The organism is Streptomyces sp. NPDC002868 (assembly GCF_055563295.1).
This window is the reverse complement of the sequence record NZ_JBVHDR010000002.1, coordinates 547425-570242: the sequence shown is the minus strand read 5'-3', so window position 1 is coordinate 570242 and position 22818 is coordinate 547425. Positions and strand designations below refer to the sequence as shown.

Annotated in this window: 16 protein-coding genes and 5 pseudogenes; 6 read left to right on the top strand and 15 right to left on the bottom strand. The window is 67.2% G+C overall.

Annotated features, from left to right (window positions below):
* The first annotated feature begins 67 nt into the window (after window positions 1-67).
* The gene (locus ACZ3H8_RS08530; RefSeq protein ID WP_467399052.1) at window positions 68-283 is read left to right on the top strand and encodes a hypothetical protein; all 216 of its coding nucleotides are present in this window, start codon (window positions 68-70) and stop codon (window positions 281-283) included.
* Window positions 283-1887 (top strand): sodium/solute symporter, encoded by a 1605-nt coding sequence (locus ACZ3H8_RS08525; protein WP_467399049.1) that lies wholly within the window; start codon window positions 283-285, stop codon window positions 1885-1887. The genes ACZ3H8_RS08530 and ACZ3H8_RS08525 overlap by 1 nt, the downstream gene beginning before the upstream one ends.
* 37 nt (window positions 1888-1924) lie before the next feature.
* Here the strand turns inward: ACZ3H8_RS08525 and ACZ3H8_RS08520 are convergent, their stop codons facing one another.
* The 5 genes and pseudogenes from ACZ3H8_RS08520 to ACZ3H8_RS08500 form a co-directional block, all read right to left on the bottom strand.
* The gene (locus tag ACZ3H8_RS08520) at window positions 1925-3910 is read right to left on the bottom strand and encodes a sensor histidine kinase (protein ID WP_467399047.1); all 1986 of its coding nucleotides are present in this window, start codon (window positions 3908-3910) and stop codon (window positions 1925-1927) included.
* Between the two features lie 200 nt (window positions 3911-4110).
* A complete protein-coding gene (locus ACZ3H8_RS08515) occupies window positions 4111-4368 on the bottom strand; it encodes a hypothetical protein (RefSeq protein WP_467399044.1) in 258 nt (85 codons plus the stop codon).
* 141 nt (window positions 4369-4509) lie between these two features.
* Window positions 4510-5373 (bottom strand): hypothetical protein, encoded by an 864-nt coding sequence (locus ACZ3H8_RS08510; protein WP_467399042.1) that lies wholly within the window; start codon window positions 5371-5373, stop codon window positions 4510-4512.
* Window positions 5370-10607: a caspase family protein gene (locus tag ACZ3H8_RS08505; RefSeq protein ID WP_467399040.1), complete on the bottom strand. Its 5238-nt coding sequence runs from the start codon at window positions 10605-10607 to the stop codon at window positions 5370-5372. The genes ACZ3H8_RS08510 and ACZ3H8_RS08505 overlap by 4 nt, the downstream gene beginning before the upstream one ends.
* A gap of 300 nt (window positions 10608-10907) precedes the next feature.
* Window positions 10908-11057 (bottom strand): annotated as a pseudogene (locus tag ACZ3H8_RS08500) (DUF7848 domain-containing protein); the annotation flags it as partial.
* Window positions 11058-11337: 280 nt separating this feature from the next.
* On the opposite strand from ACZ3H8_RS08500, the gene ACZ3H8_RS08495 reads away from it, so the two are divergent.
* Window positions 11338-11760, top strand: a complete 423-nt coding sequence (locus tag ACZ3H8_RS08495; RefSeq protein ID WP_467399037.1) for a ScoMcrA-related endonuclease — start codon at window positions 11338-11340, stop codon at window positions 11758-11760.
* 378 nt (window positions 11761-12138) lie between these two features.
* Here ACZ3H8_RS08495 and ACZ3H8_RS08490 read toward each other — a convergent pair whose 3' ends face one another.
* The gene (locus ACZ3H8_RS08490) at window positions 12139-14439 is read right to left on the bottom strand and encodes an LPXTG cell wall anchor domain-containing protein (RefSeq protein WP_467399034.1); all 2301 of its coding nucleotides are present in this window, start codon (window positions 14437-14439) and stop codon (window positions 12139-12141) included.
* A gap of 201 nt (window positions 14440-14640) precedes the next feature.
* Here ACZ3H8_RS08490 and ACZ3H8_RS08485 point away from each other — a divergent pair, with 201 nt between their 5' ends.
* Window positions 14641-15144, top strand: coding sequence for a hypothetical protein (locus ACZ3H8_RS08485; protein ID WP_467399033.1), 504 nt, complete (start codon window positions 14641-14643; stop codon window positions 15142-15144).
* A 276-nt stretch (window positions 15145-15420) separates the two neighbouring features.
* Here ACZ3H8_RS08485 and ACZ3H8_RS08480 read toward each other — a convergent pair whose 3' ends face one another.
* The 3 genes and pseudogenes from ACZ3H8_RS08480 to msrA form a co-directional block, all read right to left on the bottom strand.
* Window positions 15421-15633 (bottom strand): hypothetical protein, encoded by a 213-nt coding sequence (locus tag ACZ3H8_RS08480; protein WP_356227271.1) that lies wholly within the window; start codon window positions 15631-15633, stop codon window positions 15421-15423.
* 575 nt (window positions 15634-16208) lie between these two features.
* Window positions 16209-16361: pseudogene (locus tag ACZ3H8_RS08475) on the bottom strand (DUF4291 family protein); the annotation flags it as partial.
* A 142-nt stretch (window positions 16362-16503) separates the two neighbouring features.
* A complete protein-coding gene (gene msrA / locus ACZ3H8_RS08470; protein WP_467399029.1) occupies window positions 16504-17223 on the bottom strand; it encodes a peptide-methionine (S)-S-oxide reductase MsrA in 720 nt (239 codons plus the stop codon).
* A 228-nt stretch (window positions 17224-17451) separates the two neighbouring features.
* On the opposite strand from msrA, the gene ACZ3H8_RS08465 reads away from it, so the two are divergent.
* Window positions 17452-17991 (top strand): hypothetical protein, encoded by a 540-nt coding sequence (locus ACZ3H8_RS08465; protein ID WP_467399027.1) that lies wholly within the window; start codon window positions 17452-17454, stop codon window positions 17989-17991.
* A 121-nt stretch (window positions 17992-18112) separates the two neighbouring features.
* On the opposite strand, the gene ACZ3H8_RS08460 is transcribed toward ACZ3H8_RS08465, so the two are convergent.
* From ACZ3H8_RS08460 to ACZ3H8_RS08450, 3 genes and pseudogenes are all read right to left on the bottom strand, one after another.
* Window positions 18113-18352 carry a hypothetical protein gene (locus ACZ3H8_RS08460; RefSeq protein ID WP_467399024.1) on the bottom strand — a complete coding sequence of 80 codons (240 nt, stop codon included), beginning with the start codon at window positions 18350-18352 and terminating at the stop codon, window positions 18113-18115.
* A gap of 103 nt (window positions 18353-18455) precedes the next feature.
* Window positions 18456-18551: pseudogene (locus tag ACZ3H8_RS08455) on the bottom strand (peptide-methionine (S)-S-oxide reductase MsrA); the annotation flags it as partial.
* 144 nt (window positions 18552-18695) lie between these two features.
* The gene (locus ACZ3H8_RS08450; protein WP_467399022.1) at window positions 18696-21455 is read right to left on the bottom strand and encodes a tetratricopeptide repeat protein; all 2760 of its coding nucleotides are present in this window, start codon (window positions 21453-21455) and stop codon (window positions 18696-18698) included.
* A gap of 322 nt (window positions 21456-21777) precedes the next feature.
* Between ACZ3H8_RS08450 and ACZ3H8_RS08445 the strand changes: the two genes are divergently transcribed.
* On the top strand, window positions 21778-21981 hold the full coding sequence (locus ACZ3H8_RS08445; RefSeq protein WP_467399020.1) for a hypothetical protein: 204 nt from the start codon (window positions 21778-21780) through the stop codon (window positions 21979-21981).
* Between the two features lie 45 nt (window positions 21982-22026).
* Here ACZ3H8_RS08445 and ACZ3H8_RS08440 read toward each other — a convergent pair.
* The 3 genes and pseudogenes from ACZ3H8_RS08440 to ACZ3H8_RS08430 form a co-directional block, all read right to left on the bottom strand.
* A pseudogene (locus tag ACZ3H8_RS08440) lies at window positions 22027-22122 on the bottom strand (peptide-methionine (S)-S-oxide reductase MsrA); the annotation flags it as partial.
* Window positions 22123-22674, bottom strand: coding sequence for a DUF3885 domain-containing protein (locus tag ACZ3H8_RS08435; protein ID WP_467399018.1), 552 nt, complete (start codon window positions 22672-22674; stop codon window positions 22123-22125). It lies immediately after the preceding pseudogene.
* A 34-nt stretch (window positions 22675-22708) separates the two neighbouring features.
* A pseudogene (locus ACZ3H8_RS08430) lies at window positions 22709-22807 on the bottom strand (peptide-methionine (S)-S-oxide reductase MsrA); the annotation flags it as partial.
* Window positions 22808-22818: the final 11 nt, after the last annotated feature.

Genomic DNA, 22818 nt, shown 5'->3' with positions numbered 1-22818 from the left:
GGAGACAGCCATGGCCCAACAGCACGCCCCCATGCTTCATCATCGACCACGGCCGTATCGCCCGGGCATGTCCTTCGCCGTGGTCAACGGACTGACCTTCGGGGTCCACCTGCTGCTCGCCTGTTCCGCCGCCGACTTCATGGCCACCCGCATCTGGGGGGAAACCACCATCGGTGTGCTGGCCCTCCTCATCCAGGGTTCCCTGCTGGTGTGGACCGCGGCGCGGTACGACCGCCGTGCGGACGGACGCCGCGTTCCGCAGGAGCAGGAGCTGGATTACTGATGAATCCGGAGATCCTGCTCGCCGCGCCAGGCGCCCTGGACAGAGACACGCGCGCCCTGGTCCTCGTGGGCTTTCTGACGTTCATCGTCCCCATCTTGTTCATCTGCGTCCTCAGCGGCCCCGAGAGAGACCGGGTCAACGACTTCTACACAGCGGGTCGCAGCGTGTCGCCCTTGCGGGGAGCCCTCGTACTGTCCGGCGTCTACCTGTCCGCGGCCACGGTGCTCGGCACCACGGGAAGCGTCGCGGTCTTCGGCTACGACGGGCTGTTCATCGCCCTGTGCACCGTGCTGTCCCTCGGCGTGCTCCTGCTGCTGGCCCGCCCCCTGCGCGAACGCGCCGGCTACACCTTGGGCGACATATTCGCCCTGCGGGCTCCAGGGCCCGCGGCAAGGATCGCGGCCGCCGTCGTGACCCTGTGCGCCTGCGTCCCCTATCTGGTCGTGCAGCTCTCCGGCGCGGGAGTGACCACCACGGCGCTGCTGGGACTGTCCGGTGCGGGCGCCGAACAGACGGCCGTCATCATGATCGGCGCACTGGTCGTCTGCGCCACGGTGTTCGGCGGCATGCGCGGCACCATCGTGATTCAGGTGATCAAAACGGTCGTGCTGCTCGGTGCGGCCCTGGCTGTGACAGCTGTGCTGCTCCATCGCTTCGACTGGAGCAGCGACTTTCTGATCGACGCCGCCGGACAGGGCAGCGGCCGTCCCGCCGGCTATATGAGCCCCGGCCTCCGGTTCGCCGGCGGCACCGACCCCGAGAGCACACTCGACTTCGTCGGCCTGATGATCACGATCGTGCTGGGAGTGGCGTGCCTGCCACACGTGTCCATGCAACTCGGCACCGCTCCCGACGCTACCGCCGCGCGCCGTACGGTGCGCCACACCATCGGCATCGTCGGCGCTTTCTGCCTCACCACAGCTCTGATGGGCTTCGCGGCCGCCGCGTTGGTCGGCGCTCCGGCGATCATGGCCGCGGATCCGGGAGGCAACACCACCCTGCTGATGCTCACCGGCGAACTGGCGGGCGGCTCGTCCACCAACACGGGCGGTGCGTTTCTCGTCGTACTGGTCTCCTCCGCGGTGTTCCTCACCACGCTCGCGGTCGTAGCGAGCATCACCCTGGCAGCCGCGGCGGCAGTCGCCCACGACCTGTACACGCATGTCCTGCGCCGGCGGCGCACGACCGAAGGCCGAGAGGTGGCCGCCGCACGCTTGGCGTCCGCCGGGGTGGGAGTACTGAGCATCGGACTGGCGGTCTGGGTCCAGGGATGGAACGTCCTGTTCCTGTCTGCGCTCTCCCTGGCGGTGGCGGCCTCCTGCCTGCTTCCGGCACTGGTGTACTCCCTTTTCTGGAGGGGCTACACCCGCGCCGGGCTGCTCTGGACGCTGTACGGAGGCCTGGGCTGCGCCGTCGGACTGCAGATCTCAGGCCCGGTCTTCTCCGGCTCCCCCTCGGCGCTCGTCCCGGACTGGCACCTCGACTGGTTCCCGCTCCAGACGGTCGTCCTCGTGTCGATGCCCGCCGCCTTTCTGCTCGGCTGGCTGGGCAGCGTATGGGGAAAGCAACGGGTGTCGGAGGTCGCCGAGCATGCCAGGGCATGAAATGGGGCACGGGGCTACTGCTGCCGACCCGTCCCCGTCACATAGCCACCTGCCGAGTTCCGCCGGCCGTCGCTGATTGCGTCTCCGACACATCGACGAGAGTGGCCGGCAAGGCGATGTACGCCGTGACTCCCACGGCCCCGTCCTGCCCCTGCGTGGGGCGCAGTTCGACCTGGGCGCCGAGCCGGGCCGCCAGGGTCCCGACGACGTAGTGGCCGAGGAAGCGGGTGGGGGCGATCAGGAAGGTTTCCCGGCCCGCGAGCCGGGCGTTGGAGCGGGCCAGTTCCTCGGTGGTCATGCCGGTACCCCGATCGACGACCGCGAGGCAGTAATCGCCGCCGTCACGCCAGCCGTAGATCTCGACCGGGTGCGAGGGAGGTGAGAAGACCAGGGCGTTCTCGATGAGTTCGGCGAGCAGATGGGAGAGCTCGGCGACGGCCCGGCCGCGGATCCGGCCGTCCTGTACGTCGGCCACAACGACGCGCTGGTACTGCTCGACCTCGGCGATCGCCGACTGCACCACCTCGGTCGCCGTCACCAGGCCGGACCAGGTCCGCGGCGGCAGCTCCTCGCCCGCGAGTACAAGCAGCGACTCGGCATTGCGGCGCATACGGGTTGCCAGGTGGTCGAGTTCGAAGAGCTCGCCAAGCGCGTCCGGGTCGATTTCCTGGCGCTCCAGGACGGTGATCAGGCCGAGCTGGCGCGAGAGCAGTGCCTGATTGCGGCGGCCGAGGCTGGCGAGCGACTCTGAGGTGTTGCGGCGGAGTACAGCCTGCTCGGTCGCAAGGCCGATCGCAGTGTGCTCGACATTGTGCAGGGCGGTGGCGAGCCGGGTGAACTCCCGAGCGCTGTCAGGAACCCGGCGGGAGAGTTCAGGGACGAGTTCGTCGCCCGCCTCGGCCTCCTGTATACGGGCGACAGCGGCGGGCAGTCCGCTACGGGCCACCGAGTCGGCCTCGTCGGCGAGTGCGACGAGCGGCCGGGTGATCGAGCGGGCGGAGAGCACGGCAAGTGCGGTGGCAACCGCGAGGATCAGCACACCGAGACCGATGAAACCGCCTAGCTCACCGGTGGCGTCGTCCCCGATCCGGTCCGCGCGAACCTGTACATCGGCGCCGATCTGTCCCTGAACGCGGTGCAGTTGGTCGACGAGCACGGTCATCGACGACCACCAGCGGCTGGGGTCCACAGCGAGTTTGCTGCCATCGGCTCCGCCCTCCGCCCGCTTCTCGAAGCCGGTGGCGCGCCGGGCGTCGCTGGTGGCGAAGGCGGCGTCGAGTGCGGACTGCTGGTCGGAGGTGGCGAGTTCGGAGTACTGACGCAGGAAGGACAGCCGGTCCGCCCGTACCTCGGTGAAGTCGAGGAACTCGCTCCCCTTGAAACGCCCCGCGGCAAAGACCCCGTTGAGGGAGCCGCGTTCCAGGGCGACCGCCTCGGTGGCCCGGGCGAGGGCCTGCAGGGCGCCCATCCCGTCGGCAAGGGGGCGGTCACCACGAGCGGGTTCCGCGGCCGAGGCGCTGATCAGTCCGTCGATCGCCTCGGTGTACGCGGCGAGAGTCTGGGCGCGCTGAGCGGTGCCGTCGTCAACCGACTGGCGCACGGCGGCCAGCGCCGCGACGGGCGAGAGCGCGTCCCCCAAGTCGTCGGCGGTGTCCGCTCCCGCGCCGCCTGCCGCGAGCAGGGCGTCGAATCCGGTACGGGCGGTGTCGGTGCGGGCACGCTGAACGTCGACGTCGTCGCGGTACTCCTTGGCGCCGCCCACCAGCCCATTGGTGAGCCCACGTTCGCGCTGCAGCTCGCGCACCAGGTCCTGGGCCTTGAGGACAAGCCCGACCCGGCCGGCGGTCTCGCGCGCCGCGGACCAGTCGGCCGCCCGGTCGACGACACCGAGGCCGGTCAGGACCAGCAGGAGACAGGTGGGGACGGCGAGCACGATGGCCACACGGCCGCGGATCGTGCCCCAGCCGAGCAGGGCGGGCAGAGCGGGCGGTCGAGGCAGAGTGCGTCGTTGGTTGCGCGTCACGTCCGACGACGATACGAACCGGCATGCCCGGCGCGGTTTCCTGGCGGTAAGGGGATGGTTGCTCCCGGCTCACAGGAGGCCCGGCCGCCCCGCGCGCCATCCGCCACTCTCCTGTAACTCCGCACCGAGCGGCGTGAGTTGTGGGTGCGGACGCCGGTCGGTACCCGTCATGTCGTACGCATGTATCGCGTTCACTGGCATCACCAGCCATGGCCACAGTGATCTTGACCGTCGGGCTGGCGTTCATCGGTTACCTGGCGACCTTCCTCAACGGTCTGCGACTGGCGCAGAGGCAGGCGCGGCTGACACGCGTCAACCTGCAGTTGAGCGACTTCTACGGTCCGCTGTTCGCGCTGATGGAAGCCAACAGCCGCACCTACGACACCTTCTCCGAGAAGTACGCCCGCCCCGATGGCCGCGATCCCTTCGACCATGACATACCTTGCGGGCTTGATCACACGATGATTCTCAAACGCAGAGCGCGGGTTCGATTCCCGTCACCCCGCTCCAAGGCGAAGGCCCCGGTCATAGACCCAAACAGCGCACGGCTTGGTCGACCGACGTCCGCGCTGCCTCTGGCGGAGCCACACCGAACCACGCTAGGCATCCGCGACACCTTCACTCAGTGCTTCGGCGATGGCTTTTCCGGTTTCCAGCGCTGTGAGATACGGCCGTACATCGTGAGCTTTGGCGCCATTGTGGACGACGACATCGCTCACGCGATCCCCGAACGAGGGTGCCAGAGCCTTGGTCAACGCGACGGCATCGCCCCGGTCGGCGACATTGGTCCAGCGCTTCACGGGAGCCGGCCAGCGGGCGTAGCCAGCAGTGGGCTCCGGGATCAGGTGCTCGAATACGAGATTGCGCACGGCAAGCGGGGATCCCAGCGTGATCAGTGTCAGGTCATGCCAGTCAGGATGGGCGCACAGGGCCTCGTAGGCGACCACCGAGCCGAGTGAGTGCGCGACAATCACCTCGGTCTCCCCGTTCACTGTCTGGGCGAGGCGCTTCTGAACCTCTGCCCTTACTTCCGGCTCCGTGAAGTAGCGACGGACCTGTCGCGCACTGGAGATCATGAGACGTTCACTGAGCCCGGCGAAGAAAGAGGAGTGGCTGAGCGCATCGAGTGCCCGCTGGACAAGGTGTGGGGTACGCAGCCGAGTTATGGCATCCGGTCCGGCTACCTGCGGCTCCTGGCGGGATGCACCCTCCCACCAAAGGAGGAGCAGTTCGCGTTCGAGGTCATTCCGAACGTCGGAGGCGTCCAGGTCCGGGATTCCGATCCTGCGGTGGCCGACGGGGCGGAAGAGATCGCCGTAGAAGGCCACGGAGACCTCGTGTTGCTGCACTTGCGTCCCGGCCAGGCCGAGACCGTCGCTCAGTGCCGGATACCAGTCGGCAAGCAGAGTGCGGGGCCCCTTGAACTCTTGTGCTATGCCGTGGACGAGGACGATACGGGTCATATGGCACCCTGCTCCTTCACTTGTCCGGCGATATTGAGACGTAGAGCGACAACGCCCATGTCGGTTGCGACGCATACCCGCCCACTGCCGTCGACAGCAATGCCGTTGATGCCACTGCCGATGTCGAGTTCGCCTGTCCAGCTGGCGGAGTTCATGTTCGCGACCCGCATCAGTCCGTACCGGTCCGCTGCGACCATCATTGGTGTGCCATGAACGTCTGCGATACGAATCGCCCGGACTGCGGAGGGGAAGGCTTCAAGTTCAACTCCCGTGTCGCGAACATCGGCGATGTCCGAGAATCGCAGGCGTCCGTCGCCCGCTCCGGAGACGATGACATCGCGGTCCAGGTGAGCGAAGTCCAGGCCGAACGCGCCCATTTCGTGTCCGCCGAGCGGCTCACTGAACGGGTCTCCCGTGTGCAGATCCCACAGGCGCACCGTTCCGTCGAGGGACGCACTGGCCACGAGATGGACGCCGTCGGCCACGCCTGTCCGGACCGTCATCACATCAGCGGTGTGACCGGTCATCGGCGGGCATACAGGGGCGTGGGTCTGCAGGTCCCAGGCATGGAGTGTGTAGTCCCCCGCGACCGACACCACCACGGCATTGCCGTCCATCGTGTGCACGCATGCCCGCCACGACGTGCCGGAGCGCTTACCGAGCCGTCGCCGGGTTTGCAGGCTCCAGACTTCGGCCTCCGTCCAGCTGCTGCGCACCAGCACGCTGTCACCGTCCACTTGGGCGGCCGTTACGTCGAAGATCTCCTGCGCAGCCGATGTGATCTGGGCCGTCACCTGGCGGCCGTCTTCCAGGTCGTGTGTGCGTACGACGCCGTCGGCGCTTCCGGTGACGACGACCGCCTTGCCGTCCGTGGTCTGGACGATGTCGGCCGATACCAGCCTCTGATCCGCGCCGCACAACGGTTCTCCGATGGGCCGCATGGTGACCAGGTCCCAGAGCCGCACATCGCGCGAGTGGACGATCACAGCCACCGGCACCCCGTCGACCTGTCCGAGTACCGGGGCCGCGCGCATGAGATCCGGGCCTAGCCTGGTGAACCCTTCCAAGGGCGGGCCCAGAGGCGAGCGCGTTTCCAGATCCCAGATCCGCACAGTGTCGTCGTAAGCCATGGACACCACGACGGACTTTCTCCCGACAGTGCCGAGCGCTCCGACCAACACGTACTCGGTGTGGCCGAGGAACGGCCCACCGACGGCGGAACAGCTGACGATGTCATGCACGTACACGTTGTTGCCCTCAAGCGTGGACAGGACAACAGGACGCGCTCCGAGGAAGGCCACACCGACGGCCCGCGCGGTCGGCGTGAGGTCCTCGACGTTGAAATGCGCATGCGGCCGGGCCGGCAGCGGCACACTGCGATCGCTCACCTGCCAGAGATACGCATGATCCAGCGAAGTCGCGAGGACGATTTCCATTCCCCGGCCTGAACGCCGCACGGCAAGGTGGCGGATGCCGCCGATGTGCCCCACCATCGGCGGGCCGACAAGCGCTCCGGAGGCGACGTACCAGATCCGGACGGTGCCGTCCTCACCGCCACTCACCACGACCGCCTCGCCGTTCAGCTCGCCAAGGGCCATACATCGCACCGCGTTGGTGTGTCCTGTCAGGGGCGGTCCCAGGGCCGTCCCCCGGAAGGCGTCCCACAGCCGGACCGTGGTGTCGGACCCCCCTGTTGCGACGATCGTTCGCCCGTTGGCGACCCCGAAGGCCACGGCGAGCACCTGACCCGAATGCCCCTCCATGGGACTGCCGACCGTGCTTCGCGTTCGGAGATCCCACAAGCGGGCGGTGCCGTCCTGTCCGCCGGTCACTGCCATGGGGCGGCCCGCGACGTCACAGAACGCCGCGGCGAGCACTGGGCGAGTGTGTCCCTCCTCGGGCTGGTCTGCGGTCAGATCCCACATCCGGGCCGTGCGGTCCTGACTCACCGTGACCGCCAGGGAGGCATCTCCACGGTCGGTAAGAGCGGCTGCCGTGATGTCCTCGACATGACCGCGGAGAGGATGTCCGAGTTGCTGAAGCGTTCGCAGATCCCACAAGCGGGCTTCACGCCGCCCGGTCGTCAGCGCCACGGTCCGGCCGTTGAACTCTCCGATCACCGCGGAGGCGACGCCACTCCTGGTGAAGTAGACGTGGCCCATGACAGGCTCACCGATCTGGCGGCGATCGGCCAGGTCCCACAGACTGATCATCCCGGCCTTGTCTCCGACCAGCGCCACGGTCCGGCCGTCCAACCGCGCCACACATACCGAGGTGACCGCCTCGGCCGGCCCGATGAGCGGGCTACCGTCGAGGCGTGCGTCACCACCGTCGAGCACATCACTCAGGTCCCAGACATAGACGGCTTTGTCGTCGCCACCAGTGACCGCGACCGGGCGCCCATCGAGTGCACCCAGGTCGGCGTCCCAGACCGTTCGTTTGTGCGCAGTCAGGTCGCGGCCGAGCTGACGTCTGCTGACGAGATCCCAGATCCGTGCCGTACCGTCCCCGCTGGCGGTCAGAACGACGGGGCGCCCGCCGACGGCATCCATCACGATGGCCTCGACACGGTTGGTGTGTCCGGTCAGCGCTCGGCCGTGTTCCTGGCCCGCCGAGAGATCCCAGACCCTGACGGTGCCATCGTCACCCCCGGTGAGCGCAACCGTGTAGTCGCCGAGATCGCCGATGGCGATGGCGCTCACGGCAATGCCCACCCGCAGCGGGTCGCCAATCTGGCGTTGCGTGGTGAGGTCCCAGACCAGGGCGGTCCCGTCCAGGCTGCCGGTAACCGCGATGGGCCGTCCGTCGAGTTCTCCGACCGCAACGCATCCCACTGTCTTGGTGTGGCCGCTGAGCAGCCGGTGTACGCCGCTGGTCGACCACCAAGCCCAGCTCGCGGACCACGGGAGCGAGACCCCGAGTTCGCCGATGCGGTCTGCCAGTTGATCGGCCTCACAACGACGGGCGGACAGTTGCAGATCGGCGGCTCGTTCCCCCAGCGGGCGATCTGTCGTCAGACGGTGCGCGACCTGTTCGTACGCGCCGCGGATACGTCTCGGACCGTCGCCCTCTATCGATGCGAACGCCCGTAACAGTGACAGAGGTTCGCAGGCGAGCAGGAAGCCCGGATCCGCGACGAGCCCGGCGAGAACGCCCGCCGCCGCCGCGTGCGTCGCCAAGTGCTGACGTATATAGGGCACAGCCGCGAACCAGTCAGGCCGGCCGTCCGGCGAGGCGGGTACAAGGGAACAGAGCGCTTCGACGACCGACTGCTGGATGTTGTCGGGCAGCCGGTCGGCCGTCCCGCGTAAATGCTCGGCCAGTGCCTTGTGGTAGAGCCGGTAGGCCGAACGCCGGTCGTCGTCGATAACCTCGGCGATATACGCCTCTGCGACGTCCAGAACCCACGAGACGTCCTCTTCCGTGCAGGAAATGCCCGAGATCACCGAACTCAGCGCCGTCCAGACCTGCCCCCGGGGAAGGCCCTTGCCCTCCGAGAAGGCGAGGGCAAGCAGCATGCGGCGCACCCGCGGCTCGTCGGGCCCGAAACGGGCCAGGTAGTCGTCGAACGCCTCACCGACCTCGCTCGGCAGCTGCCCTCCCCAACCGGGACGGTCGACGTCCACGGCGACCCGGTCGGACCGCAGCGTGCGCGCAGTGGTCCTGGCGTAGAGATAGACGCCAGCGGCCTTCGCGGCCACACCCCCGGCAACTGTTCGAGCAAGATCAGGACGGCCCCGGTACGGGGTACACACCTCGGGCTCTTCGGTGGCGAGCAGCACTCTGGTGACGTATCCGGCCACATCGTCCTCACCGGCACGGTACTCGGGCCGGTCCAGATCCATGCAGGTGAAGGTTGGTCCGAGGGGCGCGACCAATTCGTGGCGGGTCCCCACCAGAAGCCGCACCCCCTGGATCTCCGACATGGGCCGCAGTAACTCCCGGGTGATCCGCCGCGGTTCGCCGTGGCCACCCGCGTCTGCCGCGGTGTCGGACCCGGCCTCGTCCACCGCGTCCACGACAATGACCAAAGGCGGTCCCTGTCGGCCTCGCCGCGTCAGTTCCTGGAGTAGCGCCGCCGCGCCGTCCGCCTCCGCATCGAGAGCGGTGGCGATCCGTTCTACGACCTCTTCGAGACGCTTGTGCCGTGCGTGCACTGCCGCTGTCACGCACCCCTCGGGCATCACGGTCGCCGGATCGACACCCGTCAGATCAAGCCTCGAGCGGTACCGGCTGTCCGAGAGTGCGACGATCCTGCCCAGAACCGCTGACTTGCCGCAGCCCGGACTGCCGGTGATGACCCGTCCCTTTCCGTCTCCTTCGTCTGCCGTCAGCCACGTCACCAGTTCGGTCAGCACACGAATGCGTCCGCTGAAGTAGAGCCCCTGTTCCGACTCGAACTCCACTCCACGCGACCGAGGTCCGAAGTGCTCGGTGAGGTCTCGCTCGACGACCCGGCGCTGAACCTCGAGATCGGTGCCGATGGGGGGCAGTTCCTCCCGGAAGCCCGAGTTGGGCAGGAAGGGGGCCAGGCCTGTGACCAGACCGCTGGCCAGTTCAGCGCGCTGCCCGAGACCGTCGGCCTCAAAGCGCTCGTTGACCGCCTTCACAAGTTCGGTGAGGTCCAGGTACTGCTGACGCTGGCCGGTGCGCCCTGTTGTCGTCCCCACTGCCTCGCTGAGGGCGTCCACGAAGGCACCGTCCTCAGCAACGTCCTTGCGGCGCGCTGACGCCAGGAACCACAGACCGGTAGAAACATCGGCGCCACTGTTCCGGTACGCAATCGACTGGAGAGCAACGGCAGAGGCCTCCGCACTGCCGGCACCACCCGCGCACGTATCGAGGATCAGCAGGAGGTGCCGCAGATTGCCGCGGCACAGAATGCGCACCAAGTCCTCGGTAGCCAGGGCGGTGGCCGCGGGGTCCTCATCATGCGAATCCCAGCAGAGCAGATAGTGCCGGTCACGCTCCTCCACGAATCCGTGGCCGGCGAAGTACACGACCGCTACGTCGTCAGCGGTCAAGGCGGTGTCCGCCGACCAGTGCCGCAGCTTCTGACGGATCTGCTCGGCGCCGTCGTACTCCCCCAGGCCGGGTAGTACCGCTTGATATCCGAAGGCGGCAAACAGCTCTGTCGTCGCGCGGACGTCAGCGGCCACGGAGTGCAGTTGTTCGTCCTCCGGAAGATGGCGGTACCGACCGCTCCCCAGCGCTATGAAGAATCGCCGCCCCACCCCGCCGCCCCACTGTTGCGTTTCGCAGACCTTTGAAGACTGTAGCGACACGACCACAGACTGCGCCGAGGAAAGCTGGGACGAACGCGCCTTAGCTCACTGTTTTCGGGACGGACATCAACCGCCCGGCCACGCCAACACGCCGCGGTGGAACGGGAACACCATTACTGACGCTTGCGGCAGGCTCCAAGCGACGGGCCCCTTCCGTGCCCTTCATGGCCGGACCACCCGGATGCTGTCGGGGCCAAGGGGCGGTCCGGTTACGTACGGGGTTGTGGGAGCTAACGACACGGTGTGTTCTCAACCGCCACTGGTCCTGTCCGGCGCTGACTGCCCATCGCCGACCACGGCCGCTTGGAAGAAAGCGGTAGTGGTCGCCCGGAAGCCGGTATGGCGCGTGCGGCCCGCGTGCCGTAGGCACCAGATCGTGGACCCGGTGGGGCGTCGGCCAAACTCACTCTGCCGAGCCCACGTTCATCAGCCGATCGCCGGTGCTCGTGCCAGATCCATGTCAGATCGAGCGGTCAGTCAGGTCAAGTGGGGCGGCCTCGCAGCGCATCCGCCGGTCGGCATGCAAGAGCCGTTTGCTGACTGGTGACCAGCGATGACGCCCCTGGAGGCGCGTTCGGCGCAAGGCGGTGGTCTGCCGGGCCCTGAGATCGCGCAAAGGCGAGGCGGCTCAGTCCAGGAACAACAGCAGGACTGTCAGTCCCCCGTCGTAGCCACAGCCATGCGTCGAGAAGCGATCACACGCGAGGCTGTACTCGAAGCCATCACGGAGGGCGAGGAGTTGGGGCGCGAGGCAGTCCTGTCGAAGTACGGCTTCGGCGAAGTCCGTTCGTACGCACTCGTCCCCGAACCGGGCAGGCCATTGGCCAAACCCGTTCCGCCGGCCTCGCAGCGACTCACTGTTGTGGTCGGATTCGTGGCCGAGGGAACCGGCAAGGGCATCCCCGTCATCACGATGCCGTGCGTCAACGCCGCGTACGTGAAGCACACGCAGTTCGATCAGAGCGTCGCAACCCTCCGCGCCATGGGCGTCCAAGTGCTCTACAGGGAAGGCGGGTTCATCCCGAACAAGCCAGGCGAGGGCCGACCGGACGCGTACCCATGGCACCTCGCGCTGGCAGCCGCTGAGTCGGCCATCGGCTGATGCGACGCACGGTGACACGGCGGGGCTGGGGTTACTCCTCGGTCGGAGCGGGGGTCAGTCCGGTCGGGCAGGAAGCTCCCCAGTTCGTCTCGAACGGGGTACTTAGCCTGAATCCACCGACGAAACCGGGGTCCGTGCAGCCTTCGACCAGGTCAGCGGCCCAATCGAGCCGTTCCGCGCCTTCACCTCCCGGATGAAGATCGATTACCACCCGAAGTACTGGTTGACCTGGGAGGACATGGGACGCCCATTACCTCTCGTACAGCAACATGCCGGTGGCCCGTCCCGCACTAGCGGGAGTGAACTGATAGACGGCTTCGGCCCCGCACCCAGTCGTTGGGTGCGGGGCCGAGCCGTTATGAGAGCGCTGTGGTCGGACTACTCCTGGTCGGCGGTGCGGCGGCGCTTCCACCACACCAGGCCGCCGCCGATGGCCGCGAGGGCTGCGGCGAGTCCAGCGAACAGTCCGACCGGTGTGCTGGAGCCGGTGTCGGCGAGGTCGCCTTCCGGGTCGTTCCCGCCCGTGCCGCCGCTGCTGCCGCCGGTAGCCGGGGGCGTGGTGGGGTCGGTGGGCTCATCCGTCGGCTCACCCGGCTTGGTCGGCGTCGGCGTGGGAGTCGGCGTCGGGTCCGGGGTGTCGCCGCCGCTGGAGACGTCGGAGGACACGGTGTTGCCGCCCAAGAGCAGAAGGTTCCTCTCGCCGTCCTTGGCGTTGTCCGTCAGCGTGCGCACCGATGACTTCGTCTCGCGAGGGAGGTAGCGGTGCTCGGTATCGAAGCGGACCTTCGTCATGTTCCGCTTCGGCTGCTTGGACAGGTCCACACCGCCGACCCCGTAGGCGTACCGGCCGCCGCCGGCGTCGTGCTCCCAGTGATCCTCACCGGTGCGCAGAGACTTCAGGTATGCCTGGTAGGTCTTCTCTCGCGTCCAGTCCTTGTTTTCCCCGCGCAGCGGCCACGCGGTCACGTCGTTGCTGTTGATGACCTTGTGGTAGTCCGTGGGTGCCTTGGCGTCCTGCTGGCGGATGAACTCCGCCGCCACTCGCGCCGTGTACACCCGCCGCAGGTCCGCGTAGCGGGGGCTGGTGTTCACCTGCTTCTCCACCTCGGGGATGATCAGCGTGTTGACCTGCTGCTCGGCCCACTTCTTCTGCTGCTCGTTGAAGTCGCACAGCTCCGTGCCGTTGTCGGGCATGTTGCTGTAGGCGAGGTACTGGGCCTTGACCTTCAGCGGCGTGTCGAGGATGTGGATGCCGCCGTTCTCCTCACGGACGACGGCGGTCGCAGGCTCGATCCAGTTCCGCACGGAGAACCAGCACGGAACGCCCTCACTGTTGCGGGGCATCGACTTCCAGAACCGGTCGGCCTCGGGCCGCTTGGTCGGGTTCATCGCCGAGGCGTAGTCCCGCTTCATCTCCAGGTCGGCTTCCAGCAGGATCCGGCCGGCGTCGGTCTTCCCGAACGCCGTGTCCATGATCTTGTCGGGCTGGTCCGGGTTCAGGTTCACCCAGAACTTCGACGGGTCCAGCGCGAGCCATGTGAAGAACGCGTCGTTGATGAGCTGCGACTTGGCCTTGCCTCCCCAGCCGGCCGTGTCCTCGGGGACTTCCTTGGCGGAGAAGCTGTAGTCGACGCCCTTGCCCTTGACCGGCTTGCCGATGTACCGCAGCTCCAGCGTGGTGAAGTCCACCCCACCCGGGCCCTTGGGCTGAAGACGGTTCGGGTCGGCTGCGTTCTTGCGGTCCAGGAACTCCTTCATGTCCTTCGGGTTCGGCCGCGACTCACGGATCAGATCCTGCGCCCCGCCGCCGGTCACCCCCTTGGATCCGGGGGGCTGCATGGTGGTCGACTTGTCCCGCACGCCCCCGCCCGGGGCCAGCTCGACCTTGCGGGAGCGGTAGTTGTACTCGGTGACCTTGCCCGGAGCGTTCTTCTTCAGCTCGTTCAGGTGGTCCTTGGCGGACTTCTCCTGCGGCTCGGCGAAGATGTACTTCAGCGACTTGACCGGGGATTCCTTCTGCTTCGACCAGGCGATGTCACCCGGCTTCTGCTTTTTCTCCGGATGCCCGTTGGACTTGATCTCCAGCGCCTGACCGGTGCTCTTGTTCCACGCATCCGCCTGACGCCGGTGAGTCTTGCCGGTATCGGGGTCGGTGTAATCGAACTCCTTCTGGCAGATCCAGTCGTCACCGACGAGACCGTGTTCCTTGATGATCTTCTTCTCGAAGGCCTTGCCGCGCGGGTCGTTCCCGGCGTTCTTGATCAGGATGATGTCGCGCCAGTAGGTGAAGTCCCCGAACGCGTTCGGGTTCTTCTTGCTGGCCCGGATCCACTTCCACCAGACCCGGTCGACCGGCCGGGACTTCGGAGGCTCCTTGGTCTCCTTCTCCAGGCGCTTGTAGTCCGCCTCGGACGGCCCCTGAAGACCGTCCCAATTCTTGCCCGGGTTCTCGTACTCGTAGGTGTCCCACTGGGACTTCGCCCGCGACGCATCCCCGTCGGGCATCTCCACGATGGCAGCGAGGTCTTCCGCGAGATCGAAGTAGTCGCGGCAGAGCATGCCCGGGTTCGGCGGCTTCCGCGGTGCGGCATCCGCGCTGGAGGTCAGGCCCGGAAGGCCGGTGAACGCGAGGGTTGCCGCGGCGGCGACCGCGACAGCGGATGCCAGGCGTGCCCTCACGCGTGAACGTATGGTTTTCAAGTGCTTTGTCCCTTACCTGCGGGGGCCTGGGGACATGTGAGAGAGCGGTGTGAGCCCCCGTGACATGACACCGCCAACGAGGCAGCCTAGTACCTGAACTCTTTGTGAATGCAACCCTATTGGGGCGCGTCGTACGAGCCGCTGCCGCACTGTCAGAGGTGCCGGGTAGGGTCGGCCGGTATGGAGATGACCGACGACGAGTACCAGGAACTGGCCGAGCTGGACCGCATACGCTCCAGCAACCCCGTCCTGGACGCCTGGCTTCAGATCCAGCAGCAAGAGTTCCCCGCATGGGCCCAGCGGTACGACGGGGACTGGGACTTCACCCCCGGCTCCCTTGAGCGCCTGGAGGCCCTCGTTCGCTCCCGCTACACCAGCAGCGACCAGGCATGGGAGGAACGCGGCAGCGACTTCCTCCAGACGGCCGCCTGGTATGTCGGCGAGGTCCACAACCGCACCTGCGGCACCCAGTGGCAGTACCACCCTGACTCCGCCGCCGCCGACCCGGCCGTGTGGCCGTTCGTCACCGTGCCGTTCGACCGGCTCTTCGACTTCGAAGACGAAGACGGCATCGAATCCGACGCCAGGCCCCTGTACACGCCGGTCAACCGCCTGTGCGGAATCCTCGACGCGGACGGCGGGAGTCTCATCACCGACATCGACATCCACACACCCCCGCAGTAGTCGTCAGGATTACCTCAACACACCCTGGGGGAAGGCCGGTTAGGTCACGATGGTCCGATCGGTGCCGCGCATCCGCGCGCCCGACCGTGGAGAGGAACCCTCTCTTGGCCACACCACCGCGATCCGCTCGCGCAAAGCCCACGCCGGCCCGCGCCGCGGCCATCGCCCTCGCGGCCGTCGCCGCCCGAACAATCGACCGTGGTGAGCGCCGAGTCGCTCGGGCGATCACAAGCAAGCATGTGGGGGCGGCCCCTGGGAAACGCCCCTCACTGAGGGTTAATTGCCCTGCCTCTTGACGTAAGCGACGGCCGTCATGCAGAGACCGAAGACCCCGGCGAGCACCACGGCTCCAGTACCGACTGCCGACACCGGCGACATGCCAAGCGCGACCCAGAGAAGGCCGCTCATCAGGCCCGCGACCACGGACACCAGAAAAACGATCACGACTTCGTAGACCCGGTGGTTACACACCGGCACCTGAGTGGACAACGACGATCCTTCCGAGTTCTGTCAGAACATCGGCGTCCGGATCTTGCAGGGTGAAACACACATGCCAGCCGGACGACCAATGCCTACGCATTGAGGTCGTAGCCAGAGCGCATCGCCTGCGAAGCGAACGCTTGGCCGCCACGGGGTAAAACCCACGTGGCCTAAGCACTGCATGTGCATCCCCCTGAGCTTGTCCTCAACCGTCGGCAGTCGCCGAGCAGTCGAAGAAGGCTACCGCCCACGGCACACAACGGCCCACTGACACAAGGGAGTTGATGTCCAGATAGCAACCGTAGGGGGTGGTCGCTCAGACCGTCCGTCTTCTTCGCTCGACCGAGAAGCCGCAGGCAAAACCTGCGTACGGGACGCCGTTGCGCTCGCGAGCACTAGCGCGGTCGGTAGTCCACGCGGCCAAGTCCATCGCCGGATATGGCCGGAACCGACCACGGTTCCTCGAGATGCAGCATCGTGACGCTGGCCCTTCGGGGCTCCCCTCTTGAACGGAAGGATGAGCCCTTTGCGGCATCGCTGACGGCCTCTTGGGAAGATCACAAACCGCGATCAACGCGCGGCAATGAGCGACTGATCCATGTCATCCGGTCCCGCTTCCACATGGCGAAACGGCCCTCGCGGACGGCGGGCAGGCCGATGTCCGGGGAGTACGCCTGATAGACGGTGATCGTGGATGCTGCGTAGACCGCCCTGATCCGGCGTTGCGGTTCTTCCATGACGCGCAGCGTCGAGCCGACCGGTCCGGGCAGCCACCGATTTTCGACCCCCCTTCACCCCCGGCGAAGGCCTGGCCGCAGCACGGTGCCAGTTGCCAGTACCACGGCCGTCCTCTTCAAGCACCAGGGCCCGCGCCACCAGCTACTTGTCCGTGGCCTCCGGAGCCGGCGCGATGCCCGACGGGCAGGACGCTCCCCAGTTGGTCGCGAACGGGGTACCTAGCTTGACCCCCGTCCCGCCGATCCCGCAGTACCCCGCCGGGTTCTTGTCCAAGTACTGCTGGTGATACGCCCGCGCCGGATAGAACGGGTGGTGCTCGGCCGGGAGGATCTCCGTGGTGATCTCGCCGTATCCCGAGGCGGACAGGGCCTGCTGGTAGTGCGTCCGGGTCCGCTCGGCCGCCGCCTGCTGGGCGGGGGAGTGGGTGAAGAGGATCGACCTGACGTGGGTACCGACGTCATTGCCCTGGCGGAAGCCCTGGGTGGGGTCGTGGGACTCCCAGAAGAGCTGGAGCAGCCGCTCGTACGTGATCTCCGCGGGGTCGAAGACCACCCGCACCGTCTCCGCGTGCCCCGTCCGCCCGGTGCGTACCTCGTCGTCCACCGGGTGGGGCGTATAGCCCCCCTGAAAGCCGGTCAGGGTGGTCCAGACGCCCGCCGGAAGCTGCCAGAACCGGCGCTCGGCGCCCCAGAAGCAGCCAAGGGCGAAGTCGGCGACCTCGAAGCCCTCGGGGTAGGGGCCCAGTAACGCCGTCCCGAGCACGGTGTGCTTCTCGGGAACCTCGTACGCGAGCGCGGACCGGCCCGGCGGAGCCTCCTCGGGTGTGGGCAGACGCAGATCACGACTCCGTGCAAACGACATGGCGGCCTCCTCATTCTCTGTGGACGCTGAGGTCGGCGCTTCGGGCGTCGAGCCGTGTCCAAGCATGGCGTGCCGGCTGGCAACTTGTCACAACTCCGCATGCAGGAGGGGGCATTGGCCCCGGGGACGGGGGCTCCGGGGCTGGCCGTTCCGGTGCCGCGATTCAATGAGCCTGAAGAACCAAGCTTTCGTAGTCGTCGGCAACTACGGCGACGTGGAAGAGGACTGATGACCCGCACCGCCGCCAGGCTCCTTGTTTCTGGCCTGGCTCTGGCCTCCATCACGACGGGATGCTCGAAGGACATGGACGAGCTCGGCTACACCCCCACCGCGCTCGGTGTCGAGGAGGCCCGGGCGAAGACCAAGGATGTCTCCAGCCAGGTCTTCGACATGATCGGCATCAAGGCGGGTAAGACGACCGAGCCCGGTCCCGGCATCTCCACCTGCGAGGAGGACCCCGAACACCTCTTCCTCTCCCGCCACCCCTGGTCGCTCTACGGAGTCTCGCCCGACGAGCTGAAGCAAGGCTTCACGCGCCTCAAGGAGAGACTGCCGAAGAATGGGTGGAAGATCGTCGAGTACGGGCCCAACAAGAGCGCAAACAAGAACCTGGAACTCACCGCGGACTCCGAGAAGGAGCACTTCTCCATCAATGCGGAACTGCATGTCACCGGAGAGTCGGGCAAGACGCAGCCCCTGATCCTGGTGAACGTAGTCTCTGGCTGCTACAAGGCACCCGAGGGCACGGATCTCAGCGGGGTCTACTGAGCCATCTGCCAGGGCGCTGAACTGCAGCGCACCAACCCGTTCGGGTTTGCTGCTCGAAAGGCACTACTGGTGCCCGCATCCGCTTGGTCACGGTGGACGTTCCGCCTGCGCTGTCGGCTGCTCAGCGCTCGACGAAGCGAGGCTCCGGCCATGCGGTGATCGGCTCGCTAGACGCCGAGTAGATCTCCAAGAGCGAGAGATAACCGTTCTTCGTGAACACCATTACCCCGGCGTCCTCCGGCGCGACGTACCAGGCATCTGCCGCCAAATTGCCGTGCGTCGGAGCGGGGGCACTGCCGCCCGGTCCACCGTCAGGTCGACTGTCACGCAGCCGCAGCCGCAGCCGCAGCCGCAGCCGCACCGGCCCGTCACTCGCGTGTGCGGGATCTGAGCCCGCAGGGCGCTGCTCACCGGATCAGGACCGGCGAGCAGCGCGTTCAGCGTTGCCGTCGCGCCTGGGGGGTTCAGCCACCGGCCTTGGCGACGCCGATCGGGCACGAGACCCCGGTCCCGCCGATCCCGCAGTACCCCGCCGGGTTCTTGTCCAGGTACTGCTGGTGGCAGAGAACCTGGGACAGTACGCCAGACCAACGCGTCTCCGCCCCGCCCCGTGATGAGTGCTCCCGGCGGTCGATGCCCTGGCTATTTGATCCCACACGGCCCGCGAGTCCTGCAGTGCGTGCTCCGCTCAGTCGGCGGCGTTGTCACCATGGCTCGGATGGCGAGCCATCCGGGTTGAGCCCGTACGGCCACAGAGGCTTGAGGCGCGTATCTCCGTCCATGCGCATCGCTGCAAGGTGGAGCAGAGCTCGTGCGTCGCCAGAGTCTGCGGCTTGATGGGCCAGGCGTTCGGCCTCCTCACTGTCACCAGCTTCCTCCCGCGACATCGCAACATGCATTAGAGCGTCGGTATCTCCGGCCTCGGCGGCCTGCTGGGCCATACGTTCGGCACCGCCCCAATTTCCCGCCCGCTCGCGCATTATGGCCAGCGAGAACAGGGCTTTTGTGTCGCCAGCGTCTGAGGCCTGCTGGGCTAGGCGTTCGGCCTCCTCACTGTCACCAGCTTCCTCCCGAGACTTTGCAAGTAGGAACAGGGCGCCAGTGGCGCCGGCATCGGCGGCTTGCGTGGCCAGATGCGTTGCGGCGTCGCGGTCGCCCTTCCTCTCCTGTAATACGGCGAGCCGGGAAAGGGCGCGGGCATCACCGGTATCGGCGGCCTGCTGGGCCAAGCTCTCGGCAGTGGCGAGGTCTCCCGCCTTCTCCCGCATCGCTGCGAGCACGCGCAGCGCGTCGGTATCGCCGGCGTCGGCGGCCTGCTGAGCCAGGCGTTCGGCATCCTCGCGGTTTCCACTCTGCTCGCGCATCCCGGCCAACTGAACCAGAGGGCGGGTGTGACCGGTGTCGGCGGCGTGCTGGGCCAAGCGCTCAGCACCGCCCCGGTCTCCGGCCACTTCCCGAGCCACAAGGATGATGAGCAGCGCGCTGGTACCGCCGGCTTCGGCGGCCTGCCGAGCGAAGCGTTCGGCCTCGTGGCAGTCCCCATCCTGCTCCCGCCGATGGGCGAACAGGTCCAGAGCGTTGGTGTTGCCTGCTTCGGCGGCCTTCTGGGCGTAGTGGTTGGCCGCCTCGTGGTCGCCGGCTTTCTGTAGCAGCATGGCGTAAAGCGAAAGGGCGGTTGAGCTGCCGGTATCGGCGGCCTGCCGCGCTAAGCGCACTGCGTCGGCGAAGTCTCCTGTCTTGTCTAGCATCACAGAGAGCTGGATCAGGGCGCCGGTGTTGCCTGCTTCGGCGGCCTTCTGGGCGTAGTGGTTGGCCGCCTCGTGGTCGCCGGCTTTCTGTAGCAGCATGGCGCAATGCGAAAGGGCGGTTGAGCTGCCGGCGTCGGCGGCCTGCCGCGCTAAGCGCACTGCGTCGGCGAAGTCTCCTGCCTCGTCCCGCATCACAGAGAGCTTGAGCAGTGCGCTGGCATCGCCTGCTGCGGCGGCCTGCCACGCGAACTGTCCGGCTTCCTCGCGGTCTCCCTCCCCTTCCCGCCACACCGCGAGCTGGAATAGGGCATCAGTGTTGCCGGAGTCGGCCGCCCGTCGCGCCACATGCTCGGCACCATCGCGGTCCCCAACACTTTCGCGCCACATCGCGAGCCGGAACAGAGCCTCCGAGGTGCCCAGTTCGGCGGCTTTGTGCCAGAGCGGGTGGGCCCATTGGGTGCGGTGGCGGTTGTGAGCAGCCTGGGCGAGGTGCGTGAGGTCCTCGGGGTTGGTGAGGTGGTCGTTGGCAGCGTCCCAGAACGACGCTGGCGGGCACAGGCTCCGGCGTCGGCGGCTGCCGTGCTGTTCGAGATAGTCGGCCAGCCGACAGGAAGGATCCGACGGCTCAGGGGTCCGCGGGACGCCGGGGTTGTTGCGAGCCGAGCGTTGGCGGACGCGTCGCAAGGGGGCAAGATTGCCGTGGACGGTGGCACTTACCTGGGCGAGGGCCTGTTCGAGCCAGTTATCGTCCATGCTGTCGAACTCGTCTTCCGTGAGGTAGCCCTCCGCCGCGTGTGCCAGGAAAGCCATCGGCAGTTGAAGGCCGACGCCGAGGCGGAGGGCGTCCATGGCCGCATGGAGAATCGCCCGAGCCGGCGGTGATGCAGTTTCGTAGCGGTGCAGCAATTCGGGGGCGCCGGCCAGGAACTGTGCGAGATGCTCGCCGCGGGCGTGCTCCAGCGCATGGGCTAGCTGCCGGTCGCCAGCAGCGGCAAGGTCCTTCGCGCTGTTGGTCGCAGCAGTGTCAAAGCTGTCTGCCACATTGATCCGCCGCCCGGTGAGGAGTTCCCTCACCTGAGGGTGCTGGTCCTCCTGCCCGGGCTTCGGAAGTGCGGTGTAGTCGCGGGCGAACTCGGGCCAAAGTGTGCCCAGGACCAGGACCGGGCCCCGTGCCGGTTCGGTGAGCAGGCTATGCAGGGCTGTGGCGATGCGCTCGCCCAGTCCGAAGGCCGCGCCGAAGTAGTGCTGGGCTTCGTTCAGCCACACCACCGTGCGCGGCCCGACGCGTGCGAGGTCGGCCAGGGCGGCCTCGGCTCGGGAGGGAGCGAGGGGATGCCACAGCCGCCAGCCTTGCCCGGCCAGCGGCTGCACCGCCTCCCAGCAGGCGCGGGTCTTGCCCGTGGAGGACGAGCCGACCAGCACCGCCAACTGACTCTTCCCAGCCTGTGCGGCGGTGACGAGCGCTGCCAGTTCCTCGTCGTGCGGGCGGCGTACATAGCTGGGCAGCGCAGCCGGTCGGCCCCGCCTCAATCCGCCACCTGCCACGCTATCTCCAGGGCGCGCGTGGGCTTCGGCAGCGGGCTTGACTTCCAGGTCATGAGGGTCCCAGTCCAGGACCGGCTTCCCCAACCCGCTCTGGTCCTCGCTGGCTGATCCGGTCGCGGCGGCCAGCAGATCAAGTAAGGGCTGAAGATCAAGCCGGAGGGCACGAGCCATGGCCCCCAGAGTCTGCGTCGACGGCGCGGGCGCAGAGTTGCTCAGGGCTTGGCTGACAGTGGTGCGGCCCAAACGAGCACGGCCAGCTAACTCGGTCTTGCTCAGTTCCCTGGCGACTCTGCCGGCCTCTAACCGGGCGCGCAGCTCGTCGAGCGCCGTCGCCGGAGCCTGGTAACCATCAGTACTCAAGTCGCCCCGCCCTCAAGCCGTGGCATGACGTTGTTCATCGTTGTTTACCTTCGACCGGCTGCACCACGGCGAACACCCGAATCGCGAGATTGGCACCACGACAACACCCACCGTGCCGAAGAGGAATGACACCATGTCCGACCGCATCGCCGTGGTCCTACTCGCCTTCGTCCTGACTACCGTGATCGCTGCCCTCGCAGCGGTCGGCGCTGGCTACTTGGCCCGCCGTGACCACGCCACCTACCCCACCGCCCTTGCCCGTGCGGCCATGGCCTTCACCGCAACTCTCACCCTGGCCGCCGTCGTCACCGCCGCCCTGGCTGCACTGGCCCACTAGCAGCATGTCGTAAGAGGCCTTGCCCAGTCGCGCCGATGACGTAAGTCAGTCCTCTACCTTCGCAACACCGATCGGGCATGCGACCCGGGTTCCACCGATGCCGCAGTACCCGGTCTTGTTGCGATCGAGGGATTGCTGGTGTCAGAGCCCCTCTGGGTGACTGGAGAGCCAGGCAATGTGCTCGCCGTGCAGCCGGTCTCGCTCCTCAGAAGTGGCGAGGATGATGTCTGCGCCGCCGTCATACGGGTGGTGGATGCGTCGAAGTTCCGTATCGGTGAAAAACACTTCGACGACCGCCTCGTCCGCGACGGCGTGCAGCAGCGCGTCGACGCAGCCGCGTTCCCACGGGCGCCTGTCGGCGTACAGACGTGTGTGGGTGTGGAACTCCGGGTCGGGGTCGGCCTGGTCCGACTCGGTCCACCAGCGGATGCCGTCGGGGTGCAGTGTCTGTCGTGGTGACGGGTAGCCAGCGGGCCCGGTGGGTGAGTTCGACCAGTCCATGGTCACCACGAACACGTCCGTGCCCGTGAACAGTTCGTCGAGGATCGTGTTGTACCGGTCCAGCACGATCGCGTACTCGTCCTCGGAATCCGGGTAGCGCTTCGAGCCAGGGAGGCTGTGGAAGCGCACCCAGCGGTCCGCGTACGTCCTACGGAACGTGTGGGCGATGGGCGGACCCGGCGTTCCTGCCACAGCCCCGCCAGCAGCTCGGGGGTGACGCCACCGCTCACCCGTCCGCCTTCGCGACACCGATCGGGCACGAGACCCCGGTCCCGCCGATCCCGCAGTACCCCGCCGGGTTCTTGTCCAGGTACTGCTGGTGGTATCTCTATACTT